Source organism: Kocuria sediminis (assembly GCF_009735315.1).
In the GTDB taxonomy this organism is placed as follows: domain Bacteria; phylum Actinomycetota; class Actinomycetes; order Actinomycetales; family Micrococcaceae; genus Kocuria; species Kocuria turfanensis.
This window is the reverse complement of record NZ_WOGU01000008.1, coordinates 173,922-187,946: the sequence shown is the minus strand read 5'-3', so window position 1 is coordinate 187,946 and position 14,025 is coordinate 173,922. Positions and strand designations below refer to the sequence as shown.

Sequence of the window (14,025 nt, the reverse complement as noted above, 5' to 3'; positions counted from 1 at the left end):
CCGTCCCGCCGTGCTCACACCCCGGCCGGGGTCGGGCCCGCGGCGCCCTCGCGCACCGGGATGCGCGGACCGGTCAGCAGCACCGGCCCGTCGCCGGCCTCGGCGGCCGCGCGCTCGGCGTCGGTCGCGGGGCGGCGCTGGCCGCGCTCGAGCACGTAGTCCTGGGAGTCGTCCGGGGCGGCGTCGTTGACGAAGGACCGGAACCGGCGCAGCCGCTCGGGGTCCGCCAGGGTCGCGGCCCACTCGTCCTCGTAACGGTCCACGTGCCGGGCCATGGCCTCCTCCAGCTCCTCGCCGACGCCCAGGGAGTCCTCGACGACGACGGCGCGCACGTGCTCGATCCCGCCGTCGAGCTCCTCCTGCCACCGGGCGGTGCGCTGCATCCGGTCCGCGGTGCGGATGTAGTACATCAGGTACCGGTCGATGTAGCGGACCAGGGTGTCGTCGTCCAGGCCCTGGGCCAGCAGCTGCGCGTGGGCGGGCGTGGCCCCGCCGTTGCCGCCGGTGTAGAGGTTCCAGCCGTCCGTGGTGGAGATGACGCCCACGTCCTTGCCGCGGGCCTCGGCGCACTCGCGGGCGCAGCCGGAGACGCCCATCTTGAACTTGTGCGGGGAGCGCAGCCCCCGGTAGCGCAGCTCGAGCCGCACGGCCATGCCCACGGAGTCCTGCACCCCGTAGCGGCACCACGAGGAGCCCACGCAGGACTTCACGTTGCGCAGCGCCTTGCCGTAGGCCTGCCCCGACTCGAACCCCGCGTCCACCAGCTCCCGCCAGATCTCGGGCAGCTGCTCGAGCCGGGCGCCGAACATGTCCACCCGCAGGGCCCCGGTGATCTTGGTGTAGAGCCCGTACTTGCGCGCCACCTCGCCGAGCACGATGAGCTTCTCCGGGGTGATCTCCCCGGCCGGCACGCGCGGGACCACGGAGTAGGTGCCGTCCTTCTGCATGTTCGCCAGCGCCCGGTCGTTGGTGTCCTGCAGGGCGCCGCGCCCGGCGTCGAGCACGTACTCGTCGCGCTGGGAGGCGAGGACGGAGGCGACCACGGGCTTGCAGATGTCGCAGCCCAGGCCCGTGCCGAACCGGCCCACCACGTCGTCCCACGAGGACAGGTCCAGGGCGCGCACGGCCTCGAAGAGCTCGGCGCGGGAGAGCTCGAAGTGCTCGCACAGGGCCGTCGAGACCTCCACCCCGGCCTTGGCGAGCTCCAGGTCCAGGGTCTTCTTGAGCATCGGCACGCACGAGCCGCACTGGGTGCCGGCCCGGGAGCACTTCTTCAGCTCGCCGATCTCGTGCACGCCGCAGGCGATCTGCTCGCGCACCGCCCCGGTCGTCACGTTGTTGCAGGAGCACAGCACGGCGTCGTCGGGGAGGTCGCCGGCCGGGGCCTCCGCGCCGGAGGCGGAGAGGTAGGCGCCGGGCTCGCCCGGGAGCTCCCGGCCCAGCAGCGGGCGCAGCGCGTTGTACGGCTCGGCGTCCCCGACGAACACCCCGCCCAGCAGGGTCTTCGCGTCCTGGGTGACCACGACCTTCTGGTACATCCCCCGGGCCGGGTCCGCGTAGACGACCTCGAGGCAGTCCTCGGTCTGCCCGTGGGCGTCGCCGAAGGAGGCCACGTCCACGCCGGCGAGCTTGAGCTTCGTCGCGGTGTCGAAGCTGCCGAACGTGGAGCGCCCGCCCGCCAGGCGGTCGGCCACGATCTCGGCCATGGTGTTCGCCGGGGCCACCAGGCCCAGGCACTCCCCGTTCCAGGAGGCCACCTCGCCGATCGCCCAGACGTGCTCCGCGGAGGTCCGGCACGCCTCGTCGATCACCACGCCGCCGCGCGGAGCGGTCTCGATCCCGGCGTTGTAGGCCAGCCGGTCCCGGGCCCGGATGCCGGTGGCCACGATCACCAGGTCCGCCTCGAGGTCGGCGGAGTCCCGGAACTCGACGGCGCAGACCTCGCCGTCGGCCTTGCGCAGCCCCACCCCGGAGGGCCGTTCGCCCAGGTGCAGGCGTACCCCCCGGGCGGAGATCAGGGCGTTGAGGGACCGGCCGGCGCCCTCGTCGAGCTGGGCGTTCATCAGCCACCGGCGGGAGTGCACCACGGTGGCCTCCGCGCCGAGCTCCTGCAGCCCGCCCGCGGCCTCGAGGCCCAGCAGGCCACCGCCGATCACCACGCCGCGCGGGGTGCGGCCGTAGCGGGTCCGCAGCCGCTCCACCTCGGCCCGGATCGCCGCGACGTCGTCGAGGGTGCGGAAGACGAGCGCGTGCTGGGCGCCGGGGATGTCGAGGCGGGCGGCGGCGGAGCCGGTGGCGAGCACGAGCTCGTCGTAGCCGGTGACCGTCCCGTCGGCGGCGGTGACGGTGCGCGCCGCGGGGTCGATCTCCCGCGCCGCCACGCCCTGGCGCAGGTCCACCCGCGGGTCCTGCCACACGGCGCCCCCGCCCAGAGTGAGGTCGATCTGCCCGTCCGGGCCGGTGAGGGCCTTCGACAGCTGCACGCGGTCGTAGGGCACCCACGGCTCGTCGGCGAACACGGTCAGGCGCACGTGGTGGTCCTCCGCGGACAGCACCGCCTCCGCGAAGCGGTGGGCGGCGGGGCCGCCGCCGACCACGACGACGTGCTGCGGGGAACGGGCCGAAAAGGGGGAGCGTGTCACGGAAGACCTCCGGGAACGGTGGCGGGCGGGGCGTCGGGCACGACTCTAGGAGGGCGGGATTGCCCCGCGGTTGCCCTGCCGTTCCGCAGGCTTTTCGCTTTCCTCACCGTCCTCCCGGGGGTCCGTGAGCGGCGTTTGACCGGGCCGAAACGGTGCGGGAGCGGCCCCGAAACCCGACCCGCCTAACGTCGATCCCGACGTGGCCGGACCGACAGACCGAGCACCCGTCCGGCCCTCGGCCAGACCCTCGGCCCGGCCCTCGGCCCGATCGTCCGCCCGACCAGCAGGAGGCCCCCATGACCGCGACGCTCCCGGAAGCCCCCACCCGTCCCGCCGGCCCCGCCACCGCGTGGCACGACGTGTGCGCCCTGACGGACCTCGAGCCCCTGTGGGGCGAGGCGGCCCGGGTGGCCGGCCGGCAGGTGGCGCTCTACCGCGTGGACGCCACGACGGTGCTGGCGGCCGACCACCGGGACCCCCGCACCGGGGCCTGCGTGATGGCCCGGGGCATCCTCGGCTCCCGGGGCGCGGCGGTGACGGTGGCCTCGCCCCTGCACAAGGAGGTCTACGACCTCGGCTCGGGCCGGTGCCTCAGCGGCGAGGGGCCGGAGCTGCCCGTCCACCCCGTCCTGGTGCGGGACGGGCGGGTCCTCGTGGCGCTGCCGAGCGCTCCGCCTGTCGGCGGGGAAGCGCCCGGGGGCCGTCCCTAAGATGAGCGGGTGACCCGACAGCGTCCCTCTCGCAGCTCCCGGCGCCCTCGCCGGGGCCGCTGGCTCCTCGCCGCGGCACTGGTGCTCGTGCTCGCCCTGCTCACGGTGCTGACCGCCCTCCTGGACCGGCCGGAGCCCTCCCCGCAGGCCGAGGAGGAGACGCTCTCGTGCGAGCCCTACGGCCTGGACCTGGAGGCGCCCGTGCGCCAGCGGCAGGGCGCCGAGGACCGGGGTCTGTTCGACGGCGACCTGTTCGGACCGGCGGAACAGACCCAGGACCGGTTCGACCTCACCTTCGAGCACGCCGGGGTGACCAGCAGCTACCACGTCCTCGCGCAGGGCGTGGACTGGAGCCGGCCCGTGGGCGTGGTCTTCCGCCTGCACGGGGACGGGGCCTGGGAGTTCGAGAGCCCCGAGTACAACGTCTCCTGCCTGGCCGAGGTGGCGCGCACCCACAACATGATCCTCGTGGTGCCCCGCACCCCGGACCGCGCCGGGGAGATCACCTGGTGGGAGGAGGCCGAGCAGAACGCCGCGTGGTTCCGGGCCCTCGTGGAGGAGCGCCTGCTGCAGGACTACGACATCGACCGTTCGCGCACCTGGCTGACCGGCTACTCCGGGGGCGCCCAGCTGATCGCCCGGGAGCTGCTGGCCGACCACGTGGACCTCGTCCCCGGCGGCGGGGCGATCCTGCTCGGCGGGGGCCAGGCGCCCTCGGGGGCGGAGGCGCGGCCCACCCGTGGCCAGCTGCGGGACCTGCGGCTGCACTGGGACGTGGGGGAGGACGACGACGGCACCGACCCCAAGGCGATCTTCAACGCCCTCGGGGCCGCCCGTGACGGCTACCGGTGGTACGCGCAGGCCGGCTACGACGGCGTGGAGCTGCGGGTCCGCGAGGGCGTGGACCACTTCGAGCTGCCCGACGCGCGGATCCTGGACCGGGTCCTGACGCGGGCCGAGGAGGACTCGGCCGACGAGAGCGGATAGTCCCGTGGGCGCCGCCCGGACGGTGCCCAGCGTTTGCGATCGTCACAGTAGGTCACGTAGCCGGTGCCGACCTGTTCGCCCCTGCCGGGCGCCGGGCGCTCCCGTAGGCTGAGGTCTGCATCACTGTGCCTTCCGGCCCCCTGGGGCCCGGGCGCCGGGCCGGGGGGCGCGGCGGCGGACGACGCCGGTCGGGGTGCACCGTACCGATCCGTCCGTGGGGGAGCCGAGTGACCGAAGAACGAACCCGACCTGCCGGTGCGGGCACGGCCCCGGCGCCCCGCCCCGAGCGGGCCGGAGACGGCGCCGCCCGCCGCCCGTCCCGGCGCCTTGCCGGCGTCGACGCCGCCCGCGGACTGGCACTGTTCGGCATGGTGGCGGTGCACACGATCCCTTCCTGGGACGAGCAGACGGGCGAACCGGACCTGTCCTGGACGCTGTTCGCCGGTCACTCGGCAGCTCTGTTCGCCACCCTGGCCGGAGTGAGCCTGGCCTTCGCCACGGGCGGGCGCACCGCACATGCGGGCCGACGGATGACGGCGTCGCGGTGGGCCCTGGCGGGCCGGGCAGGAGTGATTGCCGGGGTGGGCCTGCTGCTGGGCTTCCTCGAGCTTCCGGTCAACAACATCCTCGTCTATTACGGGATGCTCTTCCTGCTGGCGATTCCCTTCCTCCGCCTGCGCGTTCCCGCCCTCCTGCTCAGCTCGGTCCTGTTCGCTGTGCTCGCGCCGTTCGTGATGCAGTGGTCACTCACCGTCCTGCCGGGACACGAGTACGACAATCCCGGCCTCGCCGATCTTGTCCTCGACCCCGGAACCGTGCTCTCGCAGCTGCTGCTGACCGGCACCTATCCGGCTCTCCCGTGGATGTCCTTCCTCCTGGCCGGCCTGGCTGTGGGCCGGCTGGACCTGACCAGCCGAAGGGTGCAGACCTGGCTCGCCGTCGCGGGCGCCGCCGTGGCGCTCGGCGTGTGGTCGGCCTCCCTGATCGCGCTCCGCGCCTTCGGCGGCTATGCAGCGATCGCCCAGGGCACGACGTGGATGGACGACGAGCAGATCAACGAGGTCATGGTCTTCGGCGGGGATCCGAACCTGCCCACCGACACCCTGTGGTGGCTGCTGATCTCGGCCCCGCACTCGAACACGCCGTTCTTCCTGGCGCTCAACGTGGGCTTGGCGCTCTCCGTGCTCGGCATATGCCTGCTCCTGGAGCGCGTGGCCGGCCGGATCCTCCGGTCGGTCGCGGCCGCGGGGTCCATGACTTTCACGCTGTACACGGCCCACCTGCTCCTGCTGTGGCCGGAGTACTACGACGCGGCCCCGCTCGCGTGGACCGCTGGCCAGATCGTGGCCTTCGTGGTGTTCGCCCTCGTGTGGCAGCGGACGAGGGGTCAGGGGCCGCTGGAGACGGTCGTCGCCCGGAGCACCAAGGCCATCGCCCGCCGGGTGCTGGCACGGGGCCCGGACGCATCGACGTCCGAGGCCACACCCTCCCGCTGACCGGACGGCCCCGTCGGCCGACGTGCCCGGTCCCGGGGGCGCAGGAGCCGGCCCGGCCGACGGGGGCGGCGCGGCCCGCCGGTTCGCCCGGCGCCCGCCGCGGCCGCTGCGCCGGGATGACGCCGGCCGCTCCGGGCGGACGGCGCGGTCAGAGTCCCAGGGCGGTGCCGAGCTCGGCGCGGATGCGGGCGAGCTTCTCGGCGGCCGCCGCCCGGGCGGCCGGCAGCCCCGCCCGGTCCGGCACCGGGGCGACGACCTCGAGGTAGCACTTGAGCTTCGGCTCGGTGCCGGACGGGCGCACGATCACCCGGGTGCCGTCAGCGGTGAGCAGGCGCAGGCCCTCGGTGGGCGGCAGGCCGGTGTCCGGGGAGGTGAGGTCCTCCGCGCGCACCACCTCCGAGCCGTCCAGGGCCGCGGGTGGAGCGTCCCGCAGCGCGGCGGTCATCGCCGGGATCCTGCCGAGGTCGGCCACGCGGATGCTCAGCTGGTCGGTCGCGTGCAGGCCGTGCGCCACGGCGAGCTCGTCGAGCACGTCCTGCAGCGTGCGGCCCCGAGCCCGCAGCTCGTCGGCCAGCACCGCGACCGCGACCGCGGCGCTGATCCCGTCCTTGTCCCGGACGACGTCGGGGGCCACGCAGTAGCCCAGCGCCTCCTCGTAGCCGTAGGCCAGCCCCGGCACCCGGGCGATCCACTTGAAGCCGGTCAGGGTCTCGCGGTGGGACAGACCGGCCGCGGCGGCGATCCGCCCGAGCAGGCGGGAGGAGACGATGGAGTTGGCGAGCACGGCGTCGGCGCGGCCGGCGCACCGGGCCGCCGCGGCGTAGCCCAGCAGCGCCCCGACCTCGTCGCCGTGCAGCATCCGCCAGCCGGCGCCGTCGGGCACCGGCACGGCCACGGCCACCCGGTCCGCGTCCGGGTCGTTGGCCAGGACGAGGTCGGCGTTCCGGGCCCGGGCGGCGGCCAGCGCCAGGTCCAGGGCGCCGGGCTCCTCCGGGTTGGGGAACGCGACGGTGGGGAAGTCGGGGTCGGGCTCCGCCTGTTCGGCGACCACGTGGACGTCGGCGAAGCCGGCCCGCCGCAGCGCCTGCGCGGCGGTGCGCCCGCCCACCCCGTGCATCGGGGTCAGGACGATGCTCAGGTCCCGCGCCCCTGCCGCGGACACGGGAAGGACCGCGCGCAGGTAGTCCTCCTCGACGCTGCCCGGCAGCACCGTCCACCCGGAGTCGGCCCGCGCAATGCCGGCCACGGGCCCGACGGCCGCGATCCGCTCTGCGATCAGCCGGTCGTGCGGGGCCACGATCTGGCAGCCCCGGGCCTCCGGCGCCACGGCACGTCCGCCCAGGTAGACCTTGTACCCGTTGTCCGCGGGCGGGTTGTGGCTGGCCGTGACCATCACGCCCACCTCGGCTGCGAAGGCCCGCACCGCCCACGCGAGGACCGGGGTGGGCAGGGCCGAGGGCATCAGCAGGGTCTCGATGCCGGCCGCGGTGAACACCGCGGCGGTGTCCCGGGCGAAGACGTCGGAGTTGTACCGGGCGTCGTAGCCCACCACGGCCCGCAGGGGCCCGCTGCCGGCCGCGGCGGCGTTCCCGGGCCCGGCGCTTTCGGCGGCGGAATTCCGGGTGCCCGCGCCACCGGTGCCGGCCTGTTCGGCACCGGCGTCCTCCACGTCGGCCCGCACGGGGACGGCCTCTCCGGTGCCGGCGTCCCCGGCGGTGGCCAGCACGTGGGCGGCCAGCCCGGCGGCCGCGCGCAGCACCACCACGCGGTTCATCCGCATCGGCCCGGCGCCGAGGGCGGCCCGCAGCCCGGCGGTGCCGAACTGCAGGGTGCCGGAGAACCGGTCTGCCAGCTCCGCCTGGGCCGCGGCGTCGCGGGCCGCGGCCCGCTCGGCGAGCTCCGTGAGCTCGGCGCGGGTGGCGGGGTCCGGGTCCTCCGCCGCCCAGGCGCGCGCGGCGGCGAGGAGGTCGGGCTCGGGACGGATGTCGGTGCTCATGGGTGCTCCTCCTGGGGACGGGACCGGTGCGCGGCGTGCCGGTCGGGCGATCCCGCCCGGCCGGGGCCGGTCAGCGCTGGGCAATGAATCAGCGCAGGGCGACGATGTCAGAGCTGGGCGACGATGCTGGCCAGCAGCTGCGAGATCCGGGGCCCGGCCGCCTGCCCGGCCTCGATGACCTCCTCGTGGGACAGCGGCGTCGCGGAGATGCCGGCGGCCTGGTTGGTCACCAGCGAGATGCCGAAGACCTCCATGCCCGCGTGCCGGGCGGCGATGGCCTCCAGGGCGGTGGACATGCCCACGAGGTCGGCGCCGAGCACGCCGGCCATCCGCACCTCGGCGGGCGTCTCGTAGTGCGGGCCGGGGAACTGGGCGTAGACCCCCTCGTCGAGGGTGGGGTCCACCGTGCGGGCGAGCTCGCGCAGCCGCGGGGAGTAGAGGTCGGTGAGGTCCACGAACGTGGCGCCCTCCAACGGGGAGCGGCCGGTGAGGTTGAGGTGGTCGCTGATCAGCACCGGGGTGCCGGGCCCCCACGCGGGGTTCAGCCCGCCGCAGCCGTTGGTCAGGATCATGGTGCCGGCCCCGGCGGCGGCCGCGGTGCGCACGCCGTGCACCACGGCACGCACGCCCCGCCCCTCGTAGTAGTGGGTGCGGGCGCCGATCACCAGGGCGTGCTTGCCGGCCGGGGTGCGCACGGAGCGCAGCGTGCCGACGTGGCCCTCGAGGGCGGGCAGGGTGAAGCCCGGGATCTCGGTGGCGGGGACCTCGGCGACGGTCTCGCCGATGAGCTCGGCCGCCTGGCCCCATCCGGAGCCGAGGGTCAGGGCGATGTCGTGGGTGTCGACCCCGGTGGCCCGGCGGAGGGCGTCGGCGGCCTCCTGGGCGAGCTCGAAGGGGTCGGTGCCGGGGGTGCTGTGCGCTGTGTCCACCCGCCCCAAGTTACCGCATGGTCCGGGAGCGGGGCGGTGGCGGGTCCCGCCGTCGTACACCTCTGCAAGAATGGCCGGGTGACTGCACACAGCGAATTCTCCATCCAGAAGCTCGTCATCATCGGCGGCGGTCCCGGCGGCTACGAGGCCGCCCTGGTCGCGGCCAGCCTCGGCGCCGACGTGACCATCGTCGAACAGCAGGGACTGGGCGGGTCGGCCGTGCTGACGGACGTGGTCCCCTCCAAGACGCTGATCGCCTCCGCCGACGCGATGACCCGCTTCGCCGAGGCCGCCGACCTGGGCGTGCACGTGCGCGGCAGCAAGGACGGCAACGAGATCAACGACCTCGCGGTGGACCTGGACAAGGTGAACACCCGCCTGCTGCGCCTGGCCGCCACCCAGTCCCGGGACATCAAGCGGGGCCTGGAGCGGGTGGGGGTGCGCGTGATCTCGGGCCGGGGCCGGCTGCTCAGCCCCACCAGCGTGGAGGTCACCACCGACGACGGACTGGAGTACACCCTCGACGCGCAGGCCGTGCTGCTGGCCGTGGGGTCGCTGCCGCGCGAGCTGCCCAGCGCACAGCCGGACGGGGAGCGGATCTTCAACTGGAAGCAGCTGTACCACCTCCGGGAGGTCCCGGAGCACATGATCGTGGTGGGCTCGGGCGTCACGGGCGCCGAGTTCGCCTCGGCCTACCGGGGTCTCGGCGCCGAGGTCACCCTCGTCTCCTCCCGGGACCAGGTGCTGCCCGGCGAGGACCAGGACGCCGCCGCCGTGCTCGAGAACGTGTTCGAGCGCCGCGGGATGAACGTGCTCAACCGCTCCCGCGCCGAGGCGGTCGAGCGCAGCGAGAAGGGCGTGGTCGTCACCCTCTCCGACGGGCGCAAGGTCGCCGGCTCGCACTGCCTCGTGGCGGTCGGCGCGATCCCCGCCACCGACGACCTCGGCCTGGACGAGGTCGGGGTGGCCCGCGCCGACTCCGGGCACATCAAGGTCGACGGCGTCTCCCGCACCACCGTGCCGGGCATCTACGCCGTGGGCGACTGCACCGGGGTGCTCCCGCTCGCGTCGGTCGCCGCGATGCAGGGCCGGATCGCGGTGGCCCACCTCATGGGCGACGCCGTGAAGCCGCTGCGCACGCACCTGGTCGCCTCCAACATCTTCACCTCGCCGGAGATCGCCTCCGTGGGCGTGAGCGAGAAGTCCATCGAGGACGGCACCTACCAGGCGGACACCATCATGCTGAAGCTGTCCACCAACCCGCGTGCCAAGATGATGGCCGTGGAGGACGGGTTCGTGAAGATCTTCTCCCGCAAGGGCTCCGGCACGGTGATCGGCGGCGTCGTCGTGGGCCCCCGCGCGTCCGAGCTGATCTTCCCGATCTCGCTGGCGGTCACGCACAAGCTGCACGTCGACGACCTGGCCGACACGTTCACGATCTACCCGTCCCTGACGGGCTCGATCTCGGAGGCCGCCCGGCGCCTGCACGTGCACGTCTGAGCAGCCCCGCACGCCACACGCGAACGGCCGCATCCCCGTCGGGGATGCGGCCGTTCGCGTGTGGCGGCTGCGGAGGGAGCGGGTCAGCGCCGGGTGACCACGTTCTCCATGTCCACGTCCTTGGTCTCCGGGGAGAACCACAGCGCGACGAGGGTCAGCACCGCGCCCAGGGTCAGGTAGAGGCCCACGGAGCCCACGCCGTAGTTGGCGTTGAGGGACACGGCGACGTACGGGGTGATGGCCGCACCGAGGATCGAGGCCACGTTGTAGGCCACGCCGGAGCCGGTGTAGCGCACGTTCGTGGGGAACAGCTCGGGCAGGATCGCGGACATCGAGCCGAAGGTCAGGCCCATCAGCGTCATGCCGACCGTCAGGAAGAACAGCACGCGGCCCATGCTGACGTCCTCCCCGGTGCCGACCGCGGCCGGGTCCATGATCAGCCCGAAGCTCAGGCCGAAGAGCAGGATGGCGGTGGTGATGACCAGCTGCGAGCTGCGCCGGCCGAAGCGGTCGGCGACCCACCCGGAGACGGGCACCATCGCGGCGAACAGGAGCACGGCGAGCAGCTGCAGCACGAGGAAGTCGCGGTAGGGGATGCCCAGGCCGCCGTTCTCGGGGCTGCCGATGCCGTAGGAGAGGATCCACGCGGTCATCAGGTAGAAGAGCATGTACGTGGCCAGCATGATGAACGTGCCCTGGACGATCTGCAGCCACGAGCTGCGGAAGGCCTCGAACAGCGGGGCCTGGACCTTCTCGCCCTGGTCGAGGGCCTTCTGGAAGACCGGGGTCTCCTCGAGCTTGAAGCGCACCCACAGGCCGACGACGACCATGATCACGGAGGCCAGGAACGGGATGCGCCAGCCCCAGGTGAGGAAGGGGTGGTCGGTGCCCTGGTCGGCGACCGAGACGAAGCCCATCACGAGGGTGAGCACCAGGAAGAAGCCGTTGGCCAGGATGAACCCGAACGGGGCGCCGAGCTGCGGCCACATGGCCGCGCGCGCCCGCTTGCCCTCCTCGGCGTACTCGGTGGCCAGCAGCGCCGCCCCGGACCACTCGCCGCCCAGGCCCAGGCCCTGGCAGAAGCGCAGGATCGTCAGGATGAGCGGGGCCCAGATGCCGATCGAGTAGTAGGTGGGCAGCAGGCCGATGAGGAAGGTGGCGATGCCCATGGTCAGCAGCGCGCCGATCAGGGTGGCCTTGCGGCCGATCCGGTCGCCGAAGTGGCCGAAGATCACCGAGCCGATGGGGCGGGCGACGAACGCGGCCGCGAAGGTGGCCATGGAGGCCAGGAGCTTGGCGGTCTCGTCCTGGCCGGTGAAGAACAGGGCGGGGAACACGGCCACGGCCGCGGTCGCGTAGACGTAGAAGTCGTAGAACTCGATGGTCGTGCCCACGAGGGAGGCCAGGATGACCCGGCTGCGGGGCACGCGGGCGGACAGGGGGAGCGAGGGGGCGGGGGCGCCGGTGGCGCCCTGCCCGGTCACCGGTGAGGACATGAGGACACCTCGGTGGTTGCGGCGGCTGGGGTCAAAGCTCCGATGCTAACCGCGGTGTCCACATGGTGGGTGCTGTGTCTCACATCGTGGAACGCTGTGACGTCCGCGCTCCTCGGCCCCGGACCGGCTCGGTGAGATCCGGCCGGTCCGGGACGGGGAGGCGGGGCTCACCCGTACCGACGGACCTCGTGGAAGAAGGAGTCGATGGTGTGCAGGCCCCCGGTACCGGCGACCGTGTCGTAGACGTGCTTGCCCACCGCGAGGTCGAGCACTCCCAGGCCGAACGGCGAGAAGATCACCGTCCGGTCCGCCGGCACGTCCACGGCACCGGTCATGACGTCGTACAGCGTGCCGGCCAGGAAGTCCCGCGAGCCGGTCATCTGCTCGGTCAGGTGCACGGACGTCTGGGCCTTCAGGCAGTGCTCCACGTCGTCGACGATGTTCGTGGCGGTCAGGATCACCTCGGGCGCGAGGTCGCGCAGCGAGATGTGCAGCACGAGCGGGTGGTGCTCGAACCACGCGGGGTCGGTGACGTGCGGTTCCCCCGCCGTGGTCGCGAACACGACCAGGTCGCTGGAGCGGATCAGCGACTCGGCGTCCTCGTGGACGGTGACCGTGCTCCCGGGCGAGGAGCGCTCGAGGTAGCCGCGGAAGCCCTCGCGGCTGCCGGGCAGCAGGTCGAAGACCCCGATCTCGTCGAAGTCCCATCCCGTGTCCGCCAGGAACGCGTGGACGAAGCGGGCGATGAGCCCGACGCCGAAGAAGCCCACCCGCGTCGGACGGTCCCGCGTCCGGCTGAGCCAGTCCGCGGCCAGGGCCGCGGAGGCGGCGGTCCGGGAGGCACTGATGATGGAGCTCTCCAGGCAGGCGAACGGGTAGCCCGTCGCGGGATCGTTGAGGATGAGCACCGCGGAGGCTCTCGGGATGCCGGACTCCACGTTGGTGGGGAAGCTGGAGATCCACTTCAGGCCGTCCACGGCAGCGGGTCCGCCCAGGGAGGCGGGCAGCGCGATGATCCGGCCTGTCGGGCGGTCGGGGAACCGCAGGAAGTAGGACGGCGGGTTGACCGTCTGCCCGTCGCCGTGCAGCCGGTAGGTGTCCTCCACCAGCGAGACGATCTCCGCGCGGTGTCCCTGCAGCGCCTGGTCGACCTCCGCGCCGGAGATGACCGCGAAGGACGGGATGGCCGGTGGCTGGTCCGCGGCGTCCTGTCTCCGGTTCGTGTCGGGTCCGGCCGTCAGCGCCATGATTCCTCCTCGGAGGCCGCGTCCTGGAGCGACACGGGGTCGCTCATGGCGACGAGGATCTCTCGCTCGCCCTCGTACGGCTCGCGGCTGTGCGCCGTACGGACGTTGTCCACGAGCATCAGGTCGCCGGCCCGCCACGGTTCCCGCAGCGTGTGCGACTCGTAGATCTCGTTCAGCAGGGCCACGACGTCCTCGCCGATCGGGTCACCGTTGCCGAACGCCGTCCGGAACGGCAGGCCGTCCTCCTCGTACATGTCGACGAGGTACTCGCGGACCTCCGGCTCCATCGTCCACTCGCTGAGGAAGGCGACCTGGTTGAACCAGCAGCGCTCCCCGGTGACGGGGTGGCGGACGATCGCGGCGCGGCGCTGACGCGTCTGCAGCCCGCCGTCGGGCCGCCACTCGAGCTCGATCCGGTTCGCCGCGCAGTAGCGCTCGACCTCTGCGGGGTCGTCCGTGCCGAAGGCGTCCGCGACGGAGGCGCCGATCTCGTCGTTGTAGTTGCGGATCAGCATCCAGCCGTCGCGCTCGAAGCGTGCGACCAGGTCCGCGGGCAGGGCGCGGAGCACCGCCTGGGAGTCTGCGACACCGGTCACGCCGCCGGCGGCCGGGGCGGTGCGGCAGGCGAAGAGCATCATCCCGGGGGCGTGGAGCGTGTAGCTCAGCTCGTGGTGCATGCACATGGGCTGGTTCGGTGGCCAGGTGGCCGAGGAGTACACGCCGGGCGCGTAGGACCTGCGGGCGGCGAAAGCCTCCCGCTCGGTCATCAGCTCGGAGCCGACGGCCCGGAAGACGGCCTCGACCTGCGCAGGCTCGGAGAGCCCGAGGCCGCGCACGAGGACGGCCCCGTGCCGGGCCACGGTCGCCCGCAGCGCGTCCCGGTGCTGCCGGGCCCAGGCCACCGCGTCGCCCGGGGGCGGGACCAGCACCGTGGGGGGCGCACCCGGCCGCACGTCGACGTCGAGCTCCGGAGGGGCGGAGGCCTGGGAGGTGGCGGGGTTCGCGGTCATGGTGGTTCCTTC

The 14,025-nt window shown here is 73.6% G+C and carries 10 protein-coding genes; 4 read left to right on the top strand and 6 right to left on the bottom strand.

All coding sequences use genetic code 11. The annotated features are described in order from the left end of the window. Nucleotides 1-14: 14 nt before the first annotated feature. Nucleotides 15-2,642: a nitrite reductase large subunit NirB gene (nirB, locus tag GMA12_RS11280; protein WP_162459754.1), complete on the bottom strand. Its 2,628-nt coding sequence runs from the start codon at nt 2,640-2,642 to the stop codon at nt 15-17. 296 nt (nt 2,643-2,938) lie between these two features. Between nirB and nirD the strand changes: the two genes are divergently transcribed. The 3 genes from nirD to GMA12_RS11265 all read left to right on the top strand — a co-directional run bounded on the left by nirD (nt 2,939) and on the right by GMA12_RS11265 (nt 5,835). Then, entirely contained in the window at nt 2,939-3,352 is a 414-nt protein-coding gene (gene nirD, locus GMA12_RS11275) for a nitrite reductase small subunit NirD (RefSeq protein ID WP_156269589.1), read from the top strand. Nucleotides 3,353-3,361: 9 nt separating this feature from the next. After that, nucleotides 3,362-4,339 carry an alpha/beta hydrolase family protein gene (locus tag GMA12_RS11270; protein WP_156269588.1) on the top strand — a complete coding sequence of 326 codons (978 nt, stop codon included), beginning with the start codon at nt 3,362-3,364 and terminating at the stop codon, nt 4,337-4,339. Between the two features lie 227 nt (nt 4,340-4,566). Next, complete coding sequence (locus GMA12_RS11265) at nt 4,567-5,835, top strand: heparan-alpha-glucosaminide N-acetyltransferase domain-containing protein (RefSeq protein WP_162459753.1); 1,269 nt, start codon at nt 4,567-4,569, stop codon at nt 5,833-5,835. 148 nt (nt 5,836-5,983) lie between these two features. On the opposite strand, the gene GMA12_RS11260 is transcribed toward GMA12_RS11265, so the two are convergent. Both GMA12_RS11260 and GMA12_RS11255 read right to left on the bottom strand, forming a co-directional pair. After that, nucleotides 5,984-7,831: a phospho-sugar mutase gene (locus GMA12_RS11260; protein WP_156269587.1), complete on the bottom strand. Its 1,848-nt coding sequence runs from the start codon at nt 7,829-7,831 to the stop codon at nt 5,984-5,986. Nucleotides 7,832-7,938: 107 nt separating this feature from the next. Then, nucleotides 7,939-8,760, bottom strand: a complete 822-nt coding sequence (locus GMA12_RS11255; RefSeq protein WP_162459752.1) for a purine-nucleoside phosphorylase — start codon at nt 8,758-8,760, stop codon at nt 7,939-7,941. Nucleotides 8,761-8,838: 78 nt separating this feature from the next. On the opposite strand from GMA12_RS11255, the gene GMA12_RS11250 reads away from it, so the two are divergent. Continuing rightward, nucleotides 8,839-10,260 carry an NAD(P)H-quinone dehydrogenase gene (locus tag GMA12_RS11250; protein ID WP_162459751.1) on the top strand — a complete coding sequence of 474 codons (1,422 nt, stop codon included), beginning with the start codon at nt 8,839-8,841 and terminating at the stop codon, nt 10,258-10,260. A gap of 83 nt (nt 10,261-10,343) precedes the next feature. Here the strand turns inward: GMA12_RS11250 and GMA12_RS11245 are convergent, their stop codons facing one another. The 3 genes from GMA12_RS11245 to GMA12_RS11235 form a co-directional block, all read right to left on the bottom strand. After that, nucleotides 10,344-11,756 (bottom strand): MFS transporter, encoded by a 1,413-nt coding sequence (locus tag GMA12_RS11245; RefSeq protein WP_156269585.1) that lies wholly within the window; start codon nt 11,754-11,756, stop codon nt 10,344-10,346. Nucleotides 11,757-11,923: 167 nt separating this feature from the next. Continuing rightward, nucleotides 11,924-13,003: a 2,3-diaminopropionate biosynthesis protein SbnB gene (gene sbnB / locus GMA12_RS11240; protein WP_156269584.1), complete on the bottom strand. Its 1,080-nt coding sequence runs from the start codon at nt 13,001-13,003 to the stop codon at nt 11,924-11,926. After that, a complete protein-coding gene (locus tag GMA12_RS11235; RefSeq protein WP_156269583.1) occupies nt 12,994-14,013 on the bottom strand; it encodes a TauD/TfdA family dioxygenase in 1,020 nt (339 codons plus the stop codon). The genes sbnB and GMA12_RS11235 overlap by 10 nt, the downstream gene beginning before the upstream one ends. Between the last annotated feature and the right edge of the window lie 12 nt (nt 14,014-14,025).